This window comes from Paraburkholderia sp. J94, assembly GCF_905220285.1.
GTDB classification, from domain to species: Bacteria; Pseudomonadota; Gammaproteobacteria; order Burkholderiales; family Burkholderiaceae; genus Paraburkholderia; species Paraburkholderia tropica_A.
Genome location: NZ_CAJMZH010000022.1, coordinates 12,052 through 32,346 on the forward strand (window position 1 = coordinate 12,052; position 20,295 = coordinate 32,346).

At 62.2% G+C, this 20,295-nt stretch carries 15 protein-coding genes; 6 read left to right on the plus strand and 9 right to left on the minus strand.

Features of this window, described 5'->3' with window-relative positions:
• Positions 1-429 precede the first annotated feature (429 nt).
• The 9 genes from U4Y88_RS34075 to U4Y88_RS34115 all read right to left on the minus strand — a co-directional run bounded on the left by U4Y88_RS34075 (position 430) and on the right by U4Y88_RS34115 (position 12,164).
• Positions 430-2,253, minus strand: coding sequence for a diguanylate cyclase domain-containing protein (locus U4Y88_RS34075; protein ID WP_321789228.1), 1,824 nt, complete (start codon positions 2,251-2,253; stop codon positions 430-432).
• Entirely contained in the window at positions 2,250-3,380 is a 1,131-nt protein-coding gene (locus U4Y88_RS34080; RefSeq protein WP_415774533.1) for an extracellular solute-binding protein, read from the minus strand. Before U4Y88_RS34080 ends, U4Y88_RS34075 begins: the two co-directional genes overlap by 4 nt.
• Positions 3,381-3,852: 472 nt before the next feature.
• Positions 3,853-5,787, minus strand: coding sequence for a type VI secretion system baseplate subunit TssF (gene tssF / locus U4Y88_RS34085; protein WP_321789232.1), 1,935 nt, complete (start codon positions 5,785-5,787; stop codon positions 3,853-3,855).
• Positions 5,788-5,973: 186 nt separating this feature from the next.
• Positions 5,974-7,086 (minus strand): ImpA family type VI secretion system protein, encoded by a 1,113-nt coding sequence (locus U4Y88_RS34090; RefSeq protein WP_321789234.1) that lies wholly within the window; start codon positions 7,084-7,086, stop codon positions 5,974-5,976.
• Positions 7,083-8,174 (minus strand): type VI secretion system baseplate subunit TssG, encoded by a 1,092-nt coding sequence (tssG, locus tag U4Y88_RS34095; RefSeq protein WP_321789236.1) that lies wholly within the window; start codon positions 8,172-8,174, stop codon positions 7,083-7,085. The genes U4Y88_RS34090 and tssG overlap by 4 nt, the downstream gene beginning before the upstream one ends.
• Entirely contained in the window at positions 8,174-10,063 is a 1,890-nt protein-coding gene (tssF, locus tag U4Y88_RS34100; RefSeq protein ID WP_321789238.1) for a type VI secretion system baseplate subunit TssF, read from the minus strand. Before tssF (U4Y88_RS34100) ends, tssG begins: the two co-directional genes overlap by 1 nt.
• Before the next feature lie 25 nt (positions 10,064-10,088).
• Positions 10,089-10,640, minus strand: a complete 552-nt coding sequence (tssE, locus tag U4Y88_RS34105) for a type VI secretion system baseplate subunit TssE (RefSeq protein WP_321789240.1) — start codon at positions 10,638-10,640, stop codon at positions 10,089-10,091.
• The gene (locus U4Y88_RS34110) at positions 10,627-11,484 is read right to left on the minus strand and encodes a type VI secretion system accessory protein TagJ (RefSeq protein ID WP_321789242.1); all 858 of its coding nucleotides are present in this window, start codon (positions 11,482-11,484) and stop codon (positions 10,627-10,629) included. The genes tssE and U4Y88_RS34110 overlap by 14 nt, the downstream gene beginning before the upstream one ends.
• Positions 11,481-12,164 carry a TagK domain-containing protein gene (locus U4Y88_RS34115; RefSeq protein ID WP_321789244.1) on the minus strand — a complete coding sequence of 228 codons (684 nt, stop codon included), beginning with the start codon at positions 12,162-12,164 and terminating at the stop codon, positions 11,481-11,483. Before U4Y88_RS34115 ends, U4Y88_RS34110 begins: the two co-directional genes overlap by 4 nt.
• A gap of 508 nt (positions 12,165-12,672) precedes the next feature.
• Here U4Y88_RS34115 and tssH point away from each other — a divergent pair.
• From tssH to tssK, 6 genes are all read left to right on the plus strand, one after another.
• Entirely contained in the window at positions 12,673-15,393 is a 2,721-nt protein-coding gene (tssH, locus tag U4Y88_RS34120) for a type VI secretion system ATPase TssH (RefSeq protein ID WP_321789246.1), read from the plus strand.
• Positions 15,394-15,441: 48 nt separating this feature from the next.
• On the plus strand, positions 15,442-15,978 hold the full coding sequence (tssB, locus tag U4Y88_RS34125) for a type VI secretion system contractile sheath small subunit (RefSeq protein ID WP_321789248.1): 537 nt from the start codon (positions 15,442-15,444) through the stop codon (positions 15,976-15,978).
• Between the two features lie 26 nt (positions 15,979-16,004).
• Positions 16,005-17,498 carry a type VI secretion system contractile sheath large subunit gene (tssC, locus tag U4Y88_RS34130; protein WP_310634359.1) on the plus strand — a complete coding sequence of 498 codons (1,494 nt, stop codon included), beginning with the start codon at positions 16,005-16,007 and terminating at the stop codon, positions 17,496-17,498.
• Positions 17,499-17,802: 304 nt separating this feature from the next.
• Positions 17,803-18,285, plus strand: coding sequence for a type VI secretion system tube protein Hcp (locus tag U4Y88_RS34135; RefSeq protein WP_321789250.1), 483 nt, complete (start codon positions 17,803-17,805; stop codon positions 18,283-18,285).
• Positions 18,286-18,398: 113 nt separating this feature from the next.
• On the plus strand, positions 18,399-18,905 hold the full coding sequence (gene tssJ, locus U4Y88_RS34140) for a type VI secretion system lipoprotein TssJ (RefSeq protein WP_310634380.1): 507 nt from the start codon (positions 18,399-18,401) through the stop codon (positions 18,903-18,905).
• Between the two features lie 23 nt (positions 18,906-18,928).
• Positions 18,929-20,275, plus strand: a complete 1,347-nt coding sequence (tssK, locus tag U4Y88_RS34145) for a type VI secretion system baseplate subunit TssK (protein ID WP_321789252.1) — start codon at positions 18,929-18,931, stop codon at positions 20,273-20,275.
• The last annotated feature ends 20 nt before the right edge of the window (positions 20,276-20,295 follow it).

Sequence of the window (20,295 nt, forward strand, 5' to 3'; positions counted from 1 at the left end):
GCGCAGGCATTCGTCGCGCGGAATCACGCGGGAACGTTTTGAAAAGCGGAGAGCGTTGCGCACGCCGATCGACTCGCATCGCTATGGGGAAAGCGGCGCGACGCAGACTTATCGGGTGTCGGCGGGCAACGAATGTCGACGCGCGAGCAAAGCGCCCGCGCATTCGATCCAGAGATATCCGCGAACGGCAATGGTCCGACGGATGAAATAAAAAGAGCCAGCGCTAGCTGGCACAAGCCGATCGTTGCCGGGGAAGCAAACGCGGCGGGGAAATCAGCTTACCGAATTAACCATTCGGTACAAATCTGCCCCGAGTGTAATCGCAGCGTCAGCAAAAATCCATGACACCCTAAATTTGTTTTGTAACGTCGATGGAATAAAAGCAGGCTTAATCAGGAAGCGGATCGAGCAAACGCACGAACGATTGTTTTATTCGTCGCCGCGCGAAGGAGTGTCGGTATCGGCGATCCCTTCGGGCGCAATGTCGTGTGAATCGGCCTGTGAATCGGCCTGTGAATCTGCACGTAAATTAGCGCGTGAATTGGCGCGGTCCCGATAACGCACATAGTCGGCGCCCACCGATGTCTTGGCGATATACATCGCGGCATCGGCTTTCGCGAGCAATTCCCTCGCATGGTCGCCATCGTCGGGAAACTCGCTGACACCGATGCTCACGCCGACATCGACCCACTGCGCGCCGAGCGGCACCGCCACTTCCATCGCGGCCTGAATGCGCGCCGCCGTCGCCGCGATCGACTCCGGCGAGCGCACGTCGCTGGCGAGAATGACGAACTCGTCGCCGCCGAAGCGGGCCACGATATCCGTATCGCGCAGCGCCGCGCGCAGACGCTGCGCCACCACCGCGAGCGCCGCGTCGCCAGCCGAGTGGCCGAATTGATCGTTGATCTGCTTGAAGCCGTTCAGATCGACGAACAGCACCGCCAGCCTTTCGCCGCACAGCGCCGCGCGACGGATCGACATCTCAAGCTGATCCATGAAGCGCATGCGATTGGGCAAACCGGTCAGCGTGTCGTGCCCCGCGAGATGCGTCAACTCTTCCTGCCGCGCATGGAGCGCGTGGACCTGCGAGCGAATCTCACTGCGCATGTGTTCGAAGCAACGCGCGAGCACGCCGATTTCATCGGAGCGCGACACGGGCAGACGCTGCATCGCGTCATCGTCGAAAATGTGCGTCACCGCGTGCGCGAGCGTGCGCAGCGGACGCACCAGCGCACGCGCGAACAGAATCGCCAGCACGATCGCAACGACACTCGATATCAGCGCGAGACGCACGATCTGCGCGCCCAATGCGTTGGCGGGCGCGAGCACGTCGCTGAGCGGCCGCGCGAGCCCGAGCGCGACGAAGCGCTTGCCGTCGACGACGCCATACGGCAGGCGCACGAACGCGAACACTTCGGCGGGCGGCTGATGCGGATGCGCGTAACCGGTAAACGTCACGTTCGGCTGGCTGCCGTCGAACAGCGAACCGGTGAGCGGGAAACTCTTCTGCATCAGCACGCGGCGGCCGCGCTCGAAGCCGAAGGTCTGCGCCGGGTCGGGATGAACCAGAAAATCGCCCCACTCGTTCGCCATGTACACCGCATAATCGGCGGGCAAATCGCGTTCGATCCGCTCGAACACGCGGCCCAGATCGACGTCGATCACCAGCACGCCGACGTTGCCGCCGCCCGCATCCACGATGGGCGTGCCGATCCTCACCACGGGCTGGTCCGGGTCCGATCCGCCGCCGCCTTCGAGCCCGACCGGCGAGAGATAGACGCGCCCCGCGCTCGCGAGCAGCGTATCGAACACGTAGGGAAACTGGCCCTTCTCCTGCAGGTCGTCGTCGGGGACGATCGCGATGTCATGCTCGCCGCGATCGACGCGCACGCGTTCGAGCCCGAAGTGGGAGCGCGAAATCAGACGAATCTGCCGATACTCGGGATGCTGCCGCATGAAGCTGACGAACACCTGCTTGAGCCGCGCGCTGCCGGGATCGGGCGCATCGCCGCGCGCGAGCGGCGCGGACGAAGGCAGCGTCGCGAGCACGAGCGCGTCGGCGGCGACGTCGCCGAGCGCGGCGGTGAAGCGCTGGCCGAGCAGTTGCGTCGACGTCAGCAGGCTGTGCTGGGCTTCGCGCATCAGCATCTGGCGATTGGCCTGATAGGTCGAATAACCGGTGGCGCCCGACGCAAGCACGCCGATGCACACCAGCAGAATCGAGAGTCTGGCCGCCAACCCGAGCTTGATCATTCCGGGAAGGTCCTCAAACGGTCGCCCGATTCGATGCGCTGCCAGAGCGCTTCGCGCTGGCCGATGCTCTCGACGAGCTGAAGCCAGACGAGGTTCGGCCCCGCGCCGGACGCGCCGCCGGGCACGGGCGTCATCGTGTTCGCGAGCCCTTCTCGCTGCGTCAGCTGCTCGCCGATCGACGGCTCCTGCATATAGTTGATCCACGCGTGCGCCAGCGTCGCATTGCTCGCGTTGCGCGTGATCGCCCAGCAATCGAGCCACGCGAGCGCGCCTTCGTCGGGCACGACATAGCCGACATCGACGCCCGCCTTGCGCAACTGCTCGACCTGCTGCGTGCCGTAGTTGCCGAACATCAGCGCCGCGTGATGCTGCACGAACAGCGCCGTCGCTTCCTCGGGCAGCGTGTAATACGTCAGCAGATTGCGGCGCAAATTGACGAGTTCGCGCGTGACGGTACGCATCTGCTCCGGCGTCAGATGAAACGGATCGGAATAGCCCAGCGAGAGCGCCGTGAACGAGAAGTTGTGCTGCGCACTATTGAAATCGAGCACCTTGCCGCGATAGCGCGGATCCCACATCGCGCGCATCGAGCGCGGCGCGACCGGAATCTGCTTGCGGTCGTAGATGAGGCCCATCGACGAATAGGTGAACGGAATCGCATAGGCCTGGCCGCCATGCACGAGTCCGCCGATGTCGGCGAGCCGCTGAAAATACGGCTGCTGCCAGTGGCGATTGGGAATCTGCTTGAGGTCGAGCGTGGCGAGCATGCCCGCCTGCGCGTAGCGCGCGATCTCGGCGGTATTGGCCGCCAGCACGTCGAAGGGCGGCGGCACGGCGCTATGCATGCGCGCCCATAGCGCTTCGTCGGAATCGACGAACGTGACTTCGACCTTGGCGTGAAAACGTTTTTCGAACGCCTGGACCCAGTCGTCGTCAGCGTAGCCGGGCCACGCGAGCACGCGCAGCACCGACTGGCGCGGGGTGTTCGAATCCGCGAGCGTGCCGGTCCAGAGAAAGCTCAACCCGAGGATGACAACGGAAACGGGCATAGCCCATCCGCGCTTGCGACAGGGGCTGCCCACACCCGGAATGACCTTGCCAACGACGGTAGTGAAGCGTCGCCACATGTCGCCAACTTATTCGATGCTGTTTCAGGGTTTCGCATCGCGCGTACCCCTTTTTGACGGAGCGAAGACCCGGCTTCGCTCGCCCCCGATTTACAGCGGTTATCCAATTATGGATTCCCGCTGCATATTCTAGCGAAGAAAGAAAAACAGAATATGCGTTTCGGGTTTTTATCCACATGGGGAAAAAGGGGTCGTTTTAAATGGGGAAATCGTGTAATGGGAGGCGTGTTTCGTTGCTGGAACGGCGTTGCAATAAATTTGTCACTATCCGCAATAGCCGCGTGCGGTCGCGTTCCCTGCACTCAATGATTGGCATTGTAAAAAGTTAGACAGAACATATCGCGCTCTCGTTGCCGCCGTCGTTCAGCTTGCGGATTTGACCAGGCGCCTGCCTGAGGTTCCCCATGTTATAGGCGAGCGAAACGAGCGCATTGGACTCGCGCCACGTTAGGTGGCCAGTCAGAGACGCGATTCAGGAAACGTCGCGCATACCGGGGCGCGGCGGCCATTGGGCTAGCTGGCCGCGCTGTTTCGAATGCAGCACGGTTTTCGTAAACGCGTGCATCGAGACGTGGCGCGCGACGTAGTGTTCGAGCACCAGCCCGAGCGTATAGGGACTCACTCCGTCGAGCCCGCTTTCGTCGAACGTGAATTCGCAGCGGATGCCTCGTCCGAACACCGGCCCGCCGTTGCCAGGCGGCAGCATGTCGTTCACGGGCGTAGCGGTGGCGCTCACAAGGCTTTCGACCTGACGCGAGAGAACATCCGCGCCGGAGGTGACGTACAGCCGCAAGCGGCGGCGCACGCCTTCGCCTGGCTGAGACTCCTCGTCGCGATCGTCGAACAACGGGTAGTCGAGCTTCAGTTGCCCCATCAGTTGCCAGGCCAGGTCGCCGCGCGCGAGCGGCGGTTTGGGTGCGCACGGCGCGCGCACAAAGCCAATGCTGGCCACCGGCTTCGAGCCTGCAAGCGTCAGATCGTTGCGGCCATCGCACTCGAGCAGCGAAGGCAGATCCCGATTGGTCAGCCATGCATCCAGCGACAGGAACCGAATGCCGCCGTCATGGGGCTGGTCCTGGCCGCTCACCAGCGAAATGAAGCTCTGCGTCTCGATGAACGGGCGGCGTGTGCCGTACTGCCGGCCACCGCCTTGAACCAGATTAGTCTCGCGGCGCAGCCTGAAATAGTGTTCTTCGCCAATGCCGCTTGCACCACCTGTACCGCCGGTGCCAGCTGGCCGGTCCCGAGGCTCGAAGCGCACCTCGTCGCTGTTTTCCTCGGCAACCTGACCACGCGCCGTGTCCACGGAGCGCAGGTCAAAATCCGCGGGGGCCTCGGGCACCGGTACGAGCCGATGCTCAAGCTCGCCGGGGATGATTTCGAGGTTCTTCGTGCGGAATGGAAACAGGTTGACGACCGGCGTGCAAAAAAGCGCAAAATCCGCCGCATCGACCGTTTCGGACAGCGCTCCCGGCGCCCGGTTAAGCATGATGACGATCTCGACTTCGTTACCCGCGACAGCCTGCAGTCCCTGACCGAGCCCTGTCAGCGCGAAGAACCAAAAGCGCGCCGGGCACGCGAAATATTCCTGCAACAGCCCATGCCCGTGCAATCTGCGCGGCACGTCGGGCAGCACTGCCTGCTCCGGTGCAATGCCTTCGTGGGCCACTGCGCCCCGTGTAACTCCGTAGAGTGGCCCGTCGGCGAATCGGCCCGGCGCGGCCATGACGCTGGCAATGCCCGCGGAGTGGATCAGTTCGAACAGATGCGAGGCAGTGCGCTCCTCACCCGCGAGATAAACGGGCAGCCGGTCCAGTCCTTCCAGGCTGGCAATGGGCGCGCCGTTGGTGGTCTGGAGCGTAAGGCGCACGGCACCATGCACGCGCAAGCCGTCCGCCACATACTGGTCAAGCGAGGGAATGTCGGGCGGAATCAGCGTGACCCGCGCGAGCTTGATGCTGAGCGGATAGACGGTCACGTCCTGACTGCTGCGGAATGTGCAAGGCGTGCTTTCGCCCGCTGGTATGCGCGAGGTAAAGGCCGTGCCGCGCTCGATGACGAAGCCCTGGCCAAGATGACCGCTTTCGTGTCCCGGATACAGGCGGGCCACGCCAATCGACGGGGTTTGCCGGACGTAGTTGGGGTAGATCGTCTCCAGCATCGGCTGCATCAGATCGGGAAACGCCGCGTCGAGACGCATCGTCGTGCGCGCCGTCATGAAGGACGACGCCTGAACCAGCCGCTGGACATAAGGGTCGCCGATCTCGCCCGCCTGCATGCCCAAACGTGCCCCGATCTTCGGATGCTCGGCCGCGAATTCCTGTGCAAGCGCCGTCGTGTACAGCCACTCGCGCGTGTAGTAATCGAGCAGTGCCGGGTCTGCCGGTGGTTGATGTGGCTTCGTCATAGTTCGTTCTTTTCCTCCACCCAGACTCAAATTCCGTGCTGTGAAGCAGCGTGTCATGTTGCGCTCACCGCTTCTTTCCATCTATTTCCCGCACTTGCGATAGACGGGTGCAATCTTCGTGATGAGCGTGAATAGTCCTTAACACTGCCAAATTTTCATCTACAGTCGATCGACAGAATGGCCTGGTTATTCGTCATCCCTTACGCTCTCCCACTGGGCCAATAGTTCGGCGGGAATTGCATGGACAACATCGGCGTAGCGCTTGCCGACAAACTGCTCGGCGCGCCTCAGCAATACCGGTATCGGGCTGCTTGGCTCGTGTTGTTCAAACCAATAGCGTGCTTCACGAATCAGGTTAAGCGCCGCGTGGCGATCCGACGCCCTGGCGGTTGTACGCGGCGTCATGGGTTCGGGCAATGCGTCGGCATCACTCTCCCCGGAAGCGGCCGGTAACTCAATCAACGCCGTGCTCTCTTCCGCATCCGCTTGAACATCGCCCTCTTCTTCAGCGGCGGCTTCCACCTGACGGCTGCCCGGCGCAATGGCAACATGGCGTAGCAGCCGTTTGATCGCGGTGAGGTCGGGCGTGTACACACCCAGATGCTCGCGACACCAGCCTTCAATCGCCGTCAAACTCTCCATCGCGTCGTCGAATCCGGAAAGCACCGAAGGACGCTGCATGCGCAGTTCCTCAAGCTGCCGGGTCACGGAGTCTGGAGTGAGCGCGTCACTCGGCCGGGGATGCGCGAACGCGCGCTCGACGTCCCGCAGTTGCAGGCGTGTTTGTGTCGACCGGGTGAGCGCGATTTCCCTGAGATCCGAAATCAGGCCATCGGCATCGGTGAGCGACTGTAAGGCGTTCATGCGGATCTCGAGCGCGGCGGAGCGATCTTCGTCCACGCCGAGTTGCGGGTGCACCAGGTCGGGAAAGGTCATCAGCCATCCCGCCAGCAAGCCCAGACCTTCCGCGAAACCGGCGGCGGCCGCGAGACGCGTGCGGCAACGGATAAACAGCAGCGCCAGGCGCAAGTCTTTGCTGCGCACCATCAGCCGGCGGCAATCGCGATCCACGTCGCTCCAGTTCACCGGCTCGGGTGTGCCGACGAAATCGCCGTACTGGGCATCGGCTTTCGCAGCGACGCTCGCGCTCAGGACGACGAACTCGGGGTCGTATTCGAGATCCACGCCACAAGGCTCCCCAGCTGAAATGGGCGCCATCCAGTCATGGTTGGCGCCGCGCCCCTGAGGTGCCTGCGGGTTCTTCTCAGCCTGCGGATTCTGCTTTCGTTTCTGGCTCATTGTTCAACCTGTTGATTCGACCAGGCAGCACGGGATTTTGCATCCCGCCTGAGTTGGGACACATAGCGTTCCGGCTCGAACAGCATGCCTGTGACGGGCTCCGCCGACGGCGACTGCCCAAGCCACCCCGACCAGCCCAATTGCTGGGGACCGCCCATCACGGCCGGCGGCGCACTGTGCGGCCGGATCTTCAACTCGAGTTCCCAATGCATTTCCGTGCCGACAAACGCCCGGACCCATTCGACCAGACGCAGCAGATCCGATCCGCGCGGAGTGAAGCGCTGGTAATCGTCGATATCCACCGGGCCGATCACCATGCGGAAACGGCACTGGCGATCGGGTATCTTGTCGCCGAGAATTCCGTTCACGGCCATGATCGAACCCGCGCCCGGCACGCCCAGCCTGCTTCGCTCGCCGTGGGCCAGCTCCAGCCAGTGAAAAACGTACTCTTCGATGTGAACCGGCACCCCGAAATAATGGGCAATCGTGGCGGCGAGTCCACCCGGATTACGTGACTCGCGAATGAGATGGGGCGACGCCGAAAGCCGCGCGTGGGCAGGCAAAGGGCCTTCGTCGATTTCCCCGACATCGTGGCCGGCAAGACCCGCGACGTAGAACGTGAAACGCTCGTTGTCCGGGCGATCGAGACCTGCAGCCGATTGCGCCGATGCCCAGGCCCGATGGAACTGCGTGAGATGCCGGTGGTGAAAGACATCGAGAAAATTGCTGAGCGTCGGGTCGCGCCGATGCTCCTCGCGTTCGCGCGCGATCTCGGTAATGTGAATGGGCAGCGGCCCATTGGGACCGAGCATGCCGAGTCCGAAGAGGCGAATCTTCAAGCGATCGTGCGCAACGCCCGCGCTCGCGATCTCGCGCGGCGCGAAAACCAGTGCCGGCTGCTGGCCGATACGGAAAGGTTCAGCCTGCGGAAGCCGGGCCGTGCCCAAGGGGTCGATTGCCGGGTTCGCTCCGATACGACGCATCAGCGCAAGGAAACCATATCGCCAGGGCTCGGCCTGCAGGTGTCCGAGCAGCGATGGCGACAGCGCGAGATCCTGCACCCGTGCCTTGAAAAGCGCTCGTTTCATCACGCCGCTCCGCCCATGCCCATGCGCACCGGCCAGCGGGCCACGCGCCCTCGCTGCATCGAGTCCAGCGCCGTCTGCGTGAACGAGTTGATCGACGCATGCCGGTCCAGGTAGTGCTCGATGATCGCACCAAACAGATACGGGCTCACGCCGGAAAAACCCGTCTCGTCGACCGTGAGGACACATTCGATGCCTCGACCGAACACGAGTGGGCCGTTGCCCGGCAGCATGCTGGTGACCGGTTGCGTCTTCACACCAATCAGCGCGTCGACCTGACGCCGGCGCTCCCTGTCCTCGCCCGACAGAAAGAGACCGAGCAGGTCGCGCAGCGCCTGGCCGCCCTCGCGGTGATCCATATCGCTGAACGGCAGGTAGTTGAAATTCAGTTGCCGGATGAGACGTGCTGCCATCTCGCGCTCCGCATAGGGCGGCCGCGGGAGACTGGGTGGGCGAATCAGCCCGATCGATTCAATCGCCGCCTCGTCATGCCCGTCGAGGTCGTTCACGCCATTACGCGGCACGAGCAATGGCAGATCCCGGTTGGTCACCCATGCATCGGCCGACAAAAAGCGAAGATCTTCGCCATACGGCGCTTGCGCCTGATCGACCAGGGACACAAACACTTCCGTGCCGATATAGGGCGTGCGAGTGCCGTAAAGCCGTCCCGAGTCCGACACGAGGCGACGTTCGCGGCGACTCGAAAAATAGCGCCCATAATTGCCCTCGTCGTGGTTCAGCGTCTGGAACAGCGGCCTGAACTCCTGTTCGTTCGAAAACGACGCGTTCTGCGCGCTCAATGTCCGTATCGCGAATACCTCATAGTCGAGCGGTTCGAGCTTCGACGGCACGAGGCGGATCTCCGCTTCGCCCTGCTGAATTTCGATCTGGTCGGTCCGCTTCTCGAACAGGTTGATGACAGGGGTGCAGAACAGCGCGAACCGCGATGCGTCCACCAGATTCGCGAGCCGGTCGATGGGCTGATCCAGCAGCACGATGATTTCGACTTCCGAGCCGTTGATACGACTGAATCCTTCCGCGAGCCCGGTCAGCGCAAAGAAAAAGAAACGGCTCGGGCACGCGAAGTATTCGTGCAAAAGATTGTGTCCGTGGAATTTCGACCATGTGAGCGGCAACAGTCCCTGGTCGACGCCGAGACCTTCGAGTGCGACCGGATTGGACGTCACAGCCGAAAGCGGTCTGGTCATCCCGCCGGACGAGCCGGGTTCGCCGATGAGCAATGCCACGCTGCCTGCGTGCAGCAGTTCGAAAAGGTGGGACGCAACCTGTTCGTCGCCGGCGAGATAAACCGGCAGGCGATCGAGCGCATTGAGATCCGCAATCCGGGCGCCGTTCGTGGTGCGCAGCCGCAGGCGCAGCGCGCCGCGCACCTGCCGGTCGTGCGGAACATAGCGATCGAGCGCGGGCACGTCCAAGGGAGTCGCCGTGAGCCTCGCCCCCGAAATTTCCAGCGGATAAAGCGTGACCTCCAGCCCGGTGCGAAACTGGCACGCCGTTTTCTCGCCTGCGGGTTTGCGCGCCTTGAGCACCGTGCCGCGCGGCACGTGAACGCCGTGGCTCAGATTCGCTTCGGCCTTGTTGGGATAAACCCGGGCGACTGACATGGACGGCGTCGGCGCCACGTAGTTCGGGTAGATGACTTCGAGTAGCCGTTCGGCGAACCGTGGAAACTCCGCATCCATCTTGATCTGCGCGCGCGCGGCCATGAAGCAGAATGACTCGAGCAGCCGCTCGACGTAGGGGTCGGCCACCTCGCCGGCGTGCATGTCCAGGCGTGCCGCGATACCCGGATGTTGCCGCCCGAATGCGGCGCCGAGTTCGCGCAGATAGATCAATGCCTGGTTGGAGTAGTCGAGCAGCCGTGCATCCATTGCCTTGTCCCGTAGTCGATCTGATTCAGATGCCGCGCGCGCCGCTAACGTCGAGCTGACTGGTTTCCAGGTCGAGCGAACTTTGCACCATGAATTCCATCGGATAAGGGTCCATGCTGATCAGGCCACGAACTTCGAACGCCAGGGCGTTGTACTGGACTTCGCCATCCTTGTCATGCAACGGCAATACGCTGAGACTGTCCGGCACGAGGCGCGGCTCGAAGTCCCGGATGGCCCGTTTGATGATCGTCTCGATGTCGGACCATTGGCGCGTCGCGAGGAACTTGCCGGCCAGCGGCGGCACCCCAAAGTTCACCGTCGAAGAGCCGACGTGGGGGTAACGCTCCCGGTCGATCTGCTCCTCGATGTTGGTGCAATTGAGCAGATACGCCAGATCGCGCTGGACAATGTCGCGCATCTGCGCACGCGTCACGGCATACTCGCCCGGTGCTTCGTGCTGTCTGTGCGGTGCGTCGTCACGCAGACGGTCCAGCAACGTGGGCATGAGAAACGTATTGGCCCGCCGAGGCGCGTTGCCCGTCTGCGCGCCTCCCTCTTTGCGCCTACGCCGCTCCATCGACGCGCTCCTCACCGTGCATGGCAATCGTGTCGTTATCGTCGTCCGGGCGGCGGTCGGCATCATGCCCGAACGTGCAAATATCCAGCTCGAACAGGCCAATATCGCCCACACTGCTGGTCCATGTCTTGCGGCCCTGCGCAATCACACTGGTGCGGCCGCAATCGGACCAGATCGTCGTATTACCCAGACGCAATGCATCCAGCGTGGCGTTATCGTGCGTTGTACCCACGACAGCCGGATAGCGCGCGGGCATAAAGCCCCGCACCTTCGCGCCGTCGACGAGCGTAATCAGGCAAGGCGCCCATACGAGGTCGACCAGCGCGGCTGGACGCGCGATTTCCCACGCGGCGATATCGGCGAAAGGCAGCCAACGATAGCGCCCCGCCGTGATGATTTCGCAGACCGGGCCAAGACGCGAATCGCTGTCGGCGATCCAGTCGAACGATTGGTCCTTGCCGACACCGCGTACCAGTTGCGCCTGGTCCAGCGCCGCTTCTCGCATCGCGTCGGCTGCATCCTGTCGACCGTTTGCGGCAAGCCCGAGCGACTCCGCAAGCCGCCCCACCCACACCGGCGGATCGAGAACAAAGCCCGGTTGTGCCTGTCCACTCATGACCTTCGCGCGCCACCGCTCAGCACGAATCAAGTCGCGATACGCCTGCGCGGCCTGCGCTTGCTGCGGAATCAACTGCGCAAATACCTGCAACTGCTGGACCGCCCGTTCCCATTGCTCCGTCACACAAAGCAACTGAAACAAGCTCCAGCGATGCCCCGCAACCGCCGGCTCCCGCCGGATCATGTCCTGCACGTCAGCAAGCCGTGCATCCAGTGATAACGTCATTCCGAATCCTCCGTCAGGTTCACTTGCGGCATGGGCAGCGGGCTGTCGATACCGAGGGAATGGTGCTCGCGGCGCGCGAGCGCCGGCGGGAGCATTGCCCTGGAACGCAAGCCTGAAGCCTGATATTCAGGCGGGGCAAAGAGGCGCAAGATCTCCGGCGCCGATTCGGATTCCGGCAGGTATCCGAGATCACTTTCCTTGAGCGACCCAAATGCATGATCGAGCAGTTGCGCGCCAGTCAGGAGCGCTTCGATTGAATCATGGCCAGCCCTGTGACGATGCGGATCGACAGGCAAACCGGACCCGCCATGAGCATCGTGGCCAGCCGGCTCTGCCGGAGCTTCCCACTCGGCCACCGATCCCAGCCCGAATGGATTGTCTAGTGCCTGGCAGTACTGCCTGTGCAGACTCGACATCAGATCGTCGGCGTCGAAGCGTGTCGGCGACTGCGACGCCGCACCCTGCTCCAGCGCCGGACGTGATCCAATAAAACTAAAGATGGCGTCGCTGCCCCGCAGGTCATCATCCGCGTAATGTTCGCCGAGCATCGCAAGCAGATCGTTATCCGCCTCCAATGTGTCTGCGGACGCTCCATTAGACGCGTCGTCAGTCAGGATTGCTTGAGGCTCGGTGCGTATCACAGGTGATTCCCGACCGCGCAGCATCTGGAAGAAGAGCATGAGACAGTGACATGAATATGCTTGAAGACGCGCATTTTAAACACATGAAACTTGAATTCGTCTACTGCGACGACTTGTCAAATTTCACCTGACATAAAAAGATCATCGAGGCATCTTTAAACAACCCGAGCGTTCTTTAAATTTCGTTACTCAACATCAAAAAATTGCACTTCTTAACACAAATTCGGATTACCTCTATTGACGTAAAAATTGAGATGATGGAACAAGAATAAATAGACCATGAAAGCAATATTTGAGATGAATTTGGTATGAAAAATAGCAGAAATACCGCATATACCGCATTGACGCGCGAAGACTTCTGGAATTACAGTTCTTCGTACAAATAGCCCCGAGCAATTCAACGCGGCTGTTTTTCACCGGAATTCACAGGGCTATAGAGGGAGCGCACACGCGCACCGCAAGACCACAGAGAGAAGACCACACCGTGCGATCCGGGAGAGACGGGCCGCATCAAGCATGAAGCGAACAATAATCCTGGAATAAATCCATGGCGATTTCCCGTCAGTCCCTGTTCCAAAAACTGGGGGCCACGCTGTTCAGGAGTGCTGAATCAGCAACGGCGTACTGCAAGCTCAGAGGCAATCCCTATGTCGAATTGGTGCACTGGCTGCATCAATTGATGCAGCAGCCTGATTCCGACATGCATCGTGTACTGCGTCATTGCGAAATTGATCAGGCCACACTAGATCGCGATATGGCACGAGCACTCGCTGCGCTACCGGCTGGAGCAAGTTCTATCAGCGATTTTTCGCATCATGTCGATAGCGCCATTGAGCGCGGCTGGCTCATCACTTCGCTCGGCATGGGAGAAAATCGCATTCGCGGCGCGTGGCTGCTTGTGGCGCTTCTTACCACGCCCGATTTACGGCGAGCGCTGCTCTCCATTTCGCCTGTTTTCGCTAAAATTCCCGTAGATAATCTAATTGATTTATTGCCGGCGTGGATTAACGGCTCGCCCGAGGCAAGCGAAGTCGCACATGACTACAGCGATTATGCTCCCGCGATTCCGGGTGAAGCCTCGCAGGCCATGCTGGGGACTTCGACTGGCTCGACGCTCGAACAATTCAGCACCGACCTGACCGCTCGCGCTCGTGCGGGCGAAATCGATCCCGTCGTGGGACGCGAGCTCGAAATACGCACGATGATCGATGTGCTACTGCGCCGCAGGCAGAACAATCCACTCCTCACGGGCGAAGCCGGGGTCGGCAAGACAGCCGTCGTCGAAGGTCTCGCGCTGGCAATTGCTCAGGGTGAAGTCCCGCCCAAACTCATCGATGTTCGACTGCTGAGCCTCGACGTCGGCGCCCTCCTCGCGGGTGCCAGCATGAAGGGCGAGTTCGAGGCGCGCCTCAAAGGTGTGCTGGAAGCGGCCGCAAAATCACCGGTCCCGGTCATTCTCTTCGTCGATGAAATCCATACGCTGATCGGGGCCGGCGGCCAGGCAGGCACGGGCGACGCGGCCAATCTGCTCAAACCGGCGCTCGCACGCGGGACGATCCGCACCATCGGCGCTACGACCTGGGCCGAGTACAAGCGGCATATCGAAAAAGACCCGGCACTCACGCGCCGCTTTCAGGTGCTCCAGGTCGCGGAGCCCGAGGAACTCGCGGCCATCGACATGGTGCGGGGACTCGCGAAAACGTTTGCACAGCACCACGGCGTCGTCGTGCTCGACGAAGCGATCCGTGCAGCGGTGAGGTTTTCGCATCGCTACATTCCCTCGCGCCAGTTGCCCGACAAGGCAATCAGCTTGCTCGATACAGCCTGTGCACGTGTAGCGCTTTCGCAGCATACGCCGCCGCGCGAGTTGCAGAACCTTTGCGAGCGTCTGCGCGCGGCCACCGTCGAACGCGATTTGCTCCAGCAGGAAGCGCTCATCGGTCTGGATGCAGACCAGGCCGTCGCATCGGCAAGTGCGCGTATCGACAGCCTGAACCGTGACATCTCCGTGATCGAAGGTCAGTGGCGCTCGCAGCTCGGCGCCATGCAGGCGCTTGCGCAAGCGCGTGACTCGGCACGGTCCGGCGATCAGGATTGCGCCGCGTCGCTACGCAGCCTTGAGTCGGCGCTCTCGGAACTGCGGGGCGACGCCCCCTATGTTTTCCCGGAAGTCGATGAAGCCATCGTCGCGGAAATCGTGTCGGACTGGACAGGCATCCCCGTCGGCCGGATGGTGACCGACGAAATCGCGGCCGTTCGAACGCTACCCGCCACGCTCGAGGCCCGCGTCATTGGTCAGCCCGACGCATTGCACCAGATCGGCGAGCGCGTGCAAACCGCGCGCGCGGGTCTCACCGATCCGAAGAAGCCACTTGGCGTTTTCCTGCTCGTGGGGCCATCAGGCGTCGGCAAGACCGAAACCGCGCTGGCGCTCGCCGAGGCACTTTACGGCGGCGAACAGAACCTGATCGTCGTGAACATGAGCGAGTACCAGGAGGCTCACACGGTCTCGGGCCTCAAGGGCGCGCCGCCGGGGTACGTCGGTTACGGCGAGGGTGGCGTGCTGACCGAAGCTGTGCGGCGGCGGCCCTATTCCGTGGTCTTGCTCGACGAGATCGAGAAGGCCCATCGCGACGTCCACGAGATGTTCTTCCAGGTATTCGACAAGGGTTACATGGAAGACGGCGACGGCCGGTATATCGACTTCCGCAATACCACGATCCTGCTCACCAGCAACGCGGGCTCCGAACTCACGGCGAGCCTGTGCGCAGACCCAACGCTCGCACCGAACGCGGAGAGCCTGCGCGACGCGCTCATGCCCGAGTTGCTCAAGGTGTTTCCAGCTGCCTTTCTCGGCCGCGTGACCGTCGTGCCGTACCGGCCGCTCGCCAGCGCGTCGCTCGCAAACATCGTCCGCCTGCATCTGGACCGCGTCGTCCGCCGCATGGATCAAACGCACCAGATAGCGCTGACCTACGACGCGGCGGTCGTCGACTACATCGTCGGTCGCTGTCTCGTGCAGGAAACGGGCGCCCGCGTGTTGATTGGCTTCATCGAGCAGCATGTGCTGCCTCGCCTGTCGACCCTGTGGCTCGATGCCTTCTCGTCGAAGCAGCCGATCTCGCGCATCGACATCGCACTGGGCGATCGCGACGCGCCGCCCGTCGCCGCCCTGGTGTTCCGGTCGGTGGATACCGCTCAGGCCTGCCAGGCCGACGACCTCACCACCGGCACCGAAGCGTCTCTCACTGTCGGGCAGTCTCTCTGACGCTGCCGATCCTTTATCACACCTATCACCGATCACGGGAGTTTCCCTATGTCCGCTTCCAGCAATTCGCAGAAGTTCATCGCACGCAATCGCGCGCCGCGTGTGCAGATCGAGTATGACGTCGAGGTCTACGGATCCGAGAAAAAGGTCGAACTCCCGTTTGTGATGGGCGTGCTCGCCGACCTCTCGGGCAAGCCGGTCGAGCCGTTGCCCGCCGTGGCAGATCGACGCTTCCTCGATATCGACATCGACAATTTCGACGAGCGCATGAAGGCGATCCGTCCGCGCGTCGCGTTTGCCGTGCCGAACACACTCACGGGTCAAGGCGAACTGACGGTCGACATTACCTTCGAGAGCATCGAAGACTTCTCGCCGGCTGCGGTCGCACGCAAGGTCGAACCGCTGCGCCACCTGCTCGACGCGCGCACGCAGCTCGCGAACCTGCAGACCTACATGGACGGCAAGTCGGGCGCGGAATCGCTCGTGAACCAGCTGCTCCAGGATCCTTCGCTTCTGAAATCGCTGGCCGCCGCACCGAAGCCGAAGGCCGCCGACGACACGACCGAAACCAGCAACGCAAACTGATCGACAGAAACCCTCAGAGACAAGTCATGGCACAACAGCAAGCACACGCATCGGTTGCCGGCGTCGTAACCGGTTCGGATTTCACCCAACTGCTCAACCAGGAATTCCGTCCGAAGACCGAGCAGGCACGCGAAGCCGTCGAACTCGCCGTCCAGACGCTCGCCGAGCAGGCGCTCCGGCAGTCGGCCACGATCAGCGACGATGCGTACAAGAGCATCGCCGCCATCATTGCGCAGATCGATCATAAGTTATCCGAACAGATCAACCTGATCCTGCACCACGACGACTACCAGAAGCTGGAGTCGGCCTGGCGCGGCCTGCATCACCTGGTCTCGAACACCGAGACGGACGAGCGTCTGAAGATCCGTTTCATGGATATCTCGAAGGACGATCTGCGCCGCACGATGAAGCGCTACAAGGGTCTCGCGTGGGATCAGAGCCCGCTCTTCAAGCAGATCTACGAAGAAGAATATGGGCAGCTCGGCGGCGAACCTTACGGCTGTCTGGTCGCCGATTACTACTTCGACCATACGCCGCCGGACGTCGACCTCCTGGGTTCGATCGCCAAGATTTCGGCCGCTGCCCACACGCCGTTCATCTCGGGCGCGTCGCCCTCGGTGCTGCAAATGGAATCGTGGCAGGAACTCGCCAATCCGCGTGACCTCACGAAGATCTTCACGCAGAACCTCGAATATGCGCCGTGGAATGCGCTGCGCAACACCGAGGACGCCCGCTACATCGGTCTCGCCATGCCGCGCTTTCTTGCCCGCCTGCCCTACGGCGCGAAGACGAATCCGGTCGACGAATTCGACTTCGAGGAAGACACGGCCGGCTCCGATCACCGTCACTATGCATGGTCCAACGCCGCCTATGCGATGGGCGTCAACATCAACCGTTCGTTCAAGCTGTACGGCTGGTGCTCGCTGATTCGCGGCGTCGAGTCGGGCGGCACGGTCGAGAATCTGCCGTGCCATACGTTCCCGACCGACGACGGCGGCATCGACATGAAATGCCCGACCGAAATCGCCATCTCGGATCGCCGCGAAGCGGAGCTGTCGAAGAACGGCTTCATTCCGCTCATTCACCGCAAGAATACCGACCACGCGACCTTCATCGGCGCGCAGTCGATGCAAAAGCCGGCTGAGTATCAGGACGCGGACGCGACGGCCAACGCCAACCTGTCGGCACGTCTGCCCTACCTCTTCGCCTGCTCGCGCTTCGCGCACTATCTGAAGTGCATCGTGCGCGACAAGATCGGCACGTTCCGTGAGCGCGAGGACATGCAGCGCTGGCTGAACGAATGGATCATGAATTACGTCGATGCCGACCCCGCCAACTCGTCGCAGGAAACCAAGGCGCGCCGGCCGCTCGCCGCCGCCGAAGTGCTGGTCGAGGATGTCGAAGGCAATCCTGGGTACTACCAGGCGAAATTCTTCCTGCGCCCGCACTTCCAGCTCGAAGGCCTGACCGTGTCGTTACGCCTGGTTGCGAAGCTGCCGTCGATCAAGGAAGCCGCCTGACGCACGCGGCGTCGTGATTTGAAGCGGCATCCAAACGCTTTGCGAATGTGTAAGCCACTATGTCGCGCCGCCCGGCCTCCCCGGCCGCAGGCGCGAGAACGCTGCGATTCGAAGGAAGAAAAGCCGCTGCGATGGCGAAATCCACGCGGCGAAAAATCACCTTCTCAACTGCAGAGGATTCCCTTGTGGGAATGCTGGGCGCTTCATTCCGCATCGGGCAGGCCGTCCTTTGTCTGGTGAGGGATATCAACACGCGCCCGTCCAATACCCCGTGAAGTACATTTTTCAACGAAGGAGTTTCAAGATGGCGCAGGACATTTTCCTCAAGATCGACGGTATCGACGGTGAGTCGCCGGACGCTTCGCACAAGAACGAAATCGAAGTGGCGAACTGGAACTGGGGCATTTCGCAACAGTCGAGCATGCACGCCGGCTCGGGCGGCGGCGCCGGCAAGGCGACCGTGGAAGATCTGTCGTTCGAACACTCGGTCGACCGGGCCAGCCCGAATCTGATGAAGTATTGCCTGACTGGCAAGCACATCGACCAGGCAGTCCTGACCGTTCGCAAGGCAGGCGGCAACCCGCTCGAGTACCTCAAGATCACGATGCACGACGTGCTCGTCACGCACGTGAGCCCGGCAGGCAGCAACAGCGACAACGGCATTCGCGAACAGGTCCGCCTGTCGTTCGCGAAGGTGAAGCAGGAATATGTCGTCCAGAATGCCCAGGGCGGAAGCGGCGGCGCCGTGACGGCCAGCTACGACATCAAGGGCAACAAGGAAGCCTGAGCTTCGACTGCCTGAGGGCAGTTTCGCTGTAGTCCCGCCCGGCGTTTGCCACGTGCGCGTTGCACGCGGCACTCGTCGGGCACGTCCCGTCTTATACCGATGTGCCCTATCGCATGCGCCTGATTACCTCCGTGACAGCCTGCGCGCCCGCGCTGCTGCTCGCCGCCTGTGCAAGCGGCGATCCCAAACCGCACATGCCGCTGCGGCTGGACCTGACAATCAGTGCGGCGACCACGGTCAACCCCGACGACCAGGGACGGGCCGCGCCCATCGTGGTGCGCGTCTATGAACTGAAGACCGACAACGCGTTCAAGGCAGCCGACTATTTTTCGCTGCAAGACAAGGACAAGGCGGTGCTCACCGACGATCTCGTCAAACGTGACGAGTTCCAGTTGCGGCCAGGCGAGCATCAGACCATCCGCCGCGTCGCCGACGCGAACTCGACCACCCTGGGCGTGCTCGCCGAATACCGCGATCTGCCGCACGCCGTGTGGCGCGCCACGTATCTGCTGCCCGCGACACCCGAGAAAGCATGGTATCGCTTCTCGTCGCCAAAGCTGAATCTGACTATCAATCTTGACGCCGGGGCGATCAGGATTACCGACAACACGCAGAAGTAAACCGCGAGGCGAAGACCAAGATCATGAGCTGGCATAACAAGGTCGTCTGGAACGAGGGGCTGTTCATGCGCCCGCAGCTATTCCAGCAACAGGAGCGTTATCTCGAGCATTTCGCGCACAAGCGCGCGGCGCCCCTTTCGCCATTCTTCTTTGGCTTCACGCACTACTCGCTCGACGCCGAGGCGCTCGCACTGGGCAAGGTCATCGTGAAGTCCGCGGCCGGTGTTTTTCCTGACGGCACACCGTTCGACGCGCCTGGCGGCACACCTCCGCCCGCGCCGCTCACGATCCGGCCCGAACATCTTGAACAACTCATCTATCTGGCCGTGCCGATCCGCGTGCCCAACGGCGAGGAAACGACCTTCGACAACGCGCAGGATTCGCTCGCGCGCTACGCCGTATTCAACACGGATCTGCGCGACACCAACTCGGTCGGCCAAGGCTCGCAGAAGATCCAGTTGTCGAATCTGCGTCTGCGTCTCGTGCCCGAGAAGGAAATGACCGACGCGTGGATCGGCCTTGCGCTCACGCGCGTGACGACCATTCGCGCGGACAGCAGCATCGAACTCGACGATACCCTCGTGCCGCCCGTGTCGGCATATGGAGCCAGCGGGCTGCTCACGAGCTGGCTCGCGAAGATCCACGATCTCACGCGCCTGCGCGCGACCGCGCTCGCGCATCGTCTGACCGGCGCGGACGGCAAGGCGGGTACCGCGTCCGAGGTCTCGGACTACCTGCTGCTGCAAACGCTCAACCGCTACGAGCCGCTGTTGCAGCATCTGCGGCGCGTGCCGACCACCTCGCCCGCCGAACTCTATACCGTGCTCATCAGCATGGCAGGCGAACTGTCGACCTATGTGCGGACCACGACACGCCGTCCGCTCGACTCTCATCCGGCGTATCAGCACACGGCTCCGCACCTGTGCCTGAAGCCCGTCGTCGACGACACGCATCAGTTGCTCAATGCCGTGCTCGTTCGCAGCGCACAAAGCATCGACCTCAAGGATGCCGGCTACGGCATGCGCAACGCGGTCGTCGACCCGGTGGAAATGCATGGCTTTACCTCGGTTGTGCTCGCGGTCAGCGCGGCCATGCCGCCCGATACGCTGCAGCAGCAGTTTGCCGCCCAGGCCAAGCTCGGCCCTTCCGAGCGCCTGCCCGATCTCGTGCGCGCGCACCTGCCCGGCATCGCGCTACAGGCCTTGCCGGTGCCGCCGCGTCAGATTCCCTTCAACGCGGGCTACATCTACTACGAGCTTTCGCGCACGGGCGCGCTCTGGGAGGACGTCGAACGCCGTGGTGGTCTCGCGCTGCACATCGCGGGCGAGTTCCCGTCGCTGAAGCTCGAGTTGTGGGGCATCCGTGGATAACGACGGGCCACCGATACGCA

What these genes read in the sequence shown, in the direction of transcription:
- U4Y88_RS34135 (WP_321789250.1), top strand. Translation starts at nt 17,803, where the DNA reads ATGGCGCAGGACATTTTCCTCAAGATCGACGGTATCGACGGTGAGTCG.
- tssH (WP_321789246.1), top strand. Translation starts at nt 12,673, where the DNA reads ATGGCGATTTCCCGTCAGTCCCTGTTCCAAAAACTGGGGGCCACGCTG.
- tssF (WP_321789232.1), bottom strand. Translation starts at nt 5,787, where the DNA reads ATGACGAAGCCACATCAACCACCGGCAGACCCGGCACTGCTCGATTAC.
- tssG (WP_321789236.1), bottom strand. Translation starts at nt 8,174, where the DNA reads ATGAAACGAGCGCTTTTCAAGGCACGGGTGCAGGATCTCGCGCTGTCG.
- tssF (WP_321789238.1), bottom strand. Translation starts at nt 10,063, where the DNA reads ATGGATGCACGGCTGCTCGACTACTCCAACCAGGCATTGATCTATCTG.
- tssE (WP_321789240.1), bottom strand. Translation starts at nt 10,640, where the DNA reads ATGGAGCGGCGTAGGCGCAAAGAGGGAGGCGCGCAGACGGGCAACGCG.
- U4Y88_RS34075 (WP_321789228.1), bottom strand. Translation starts at nt 2,253, where the DNA reads ATGATCAAGCTCGGGTTGGCGGCCAGACTCTCGATTCTGCTGGTGTGC.
- tssJ (WP_310634380.1), top strand. Translation starts at nt 18,399, where the DNA reads ATGCGCCTGATTACCTCCGTGACAGCCTGCGCGCCCGCGCTGCTGCTC.
- tssK (WP_321789252.1), top strand. Translation starts at nt 18,929, where the DNA reads ATGAGCTGGCATAACAAGGTCGTCTGGAACGAGGGGCTGTTCATGCGC.
- U4Y88_RS34080 (WP_415774533.1), bottom strand. Translation starts at nt 3,380, where the DNA reads ATGTGGCGACGCTTCACTACCGTCGTTGGCAAGGTCATTCCGGGTGTG.
- U4Y88_RS34115 (WP_321789244.1), bottom strand. Translation starts at nt 12,164, where the DNA reads ATGCTCTTCTTCCAGATGCTGCGCGGTCGGGAATCACCTGTGATACGC.
- tssC (WP_310634359.1), top strand. Translation starts at nt 16,005, where the DNA reads ATGGCACAACAGCAAGCACACGCATCGGTTGCCGGCGTCGTAACCGGT.
- U4Y88_RS34110 (WP_321789242.1), bottom strand. Translation starts at nt 11,484, where the DNA reads ATGACGTTATCACTGGATGCACGGCTTGCTGACGTGCAGGACATGATC.
- tssB (WP_321789248.1), top strand. Translation starts at nt 15,442, where the DNA reads ATGTCCGCTTCCAGCAATTCGCAGAAGTTCATCGCACGCAATCGCGCG.
- U4Y88_RS34090 (WP_321789234.1), bottom strand. Translation starts at nt 7,086, where the DNA reads ATGAGCCAGAAACGAAAGCAGAATCCGCAGGCTGAGAAGAACCCGCAG.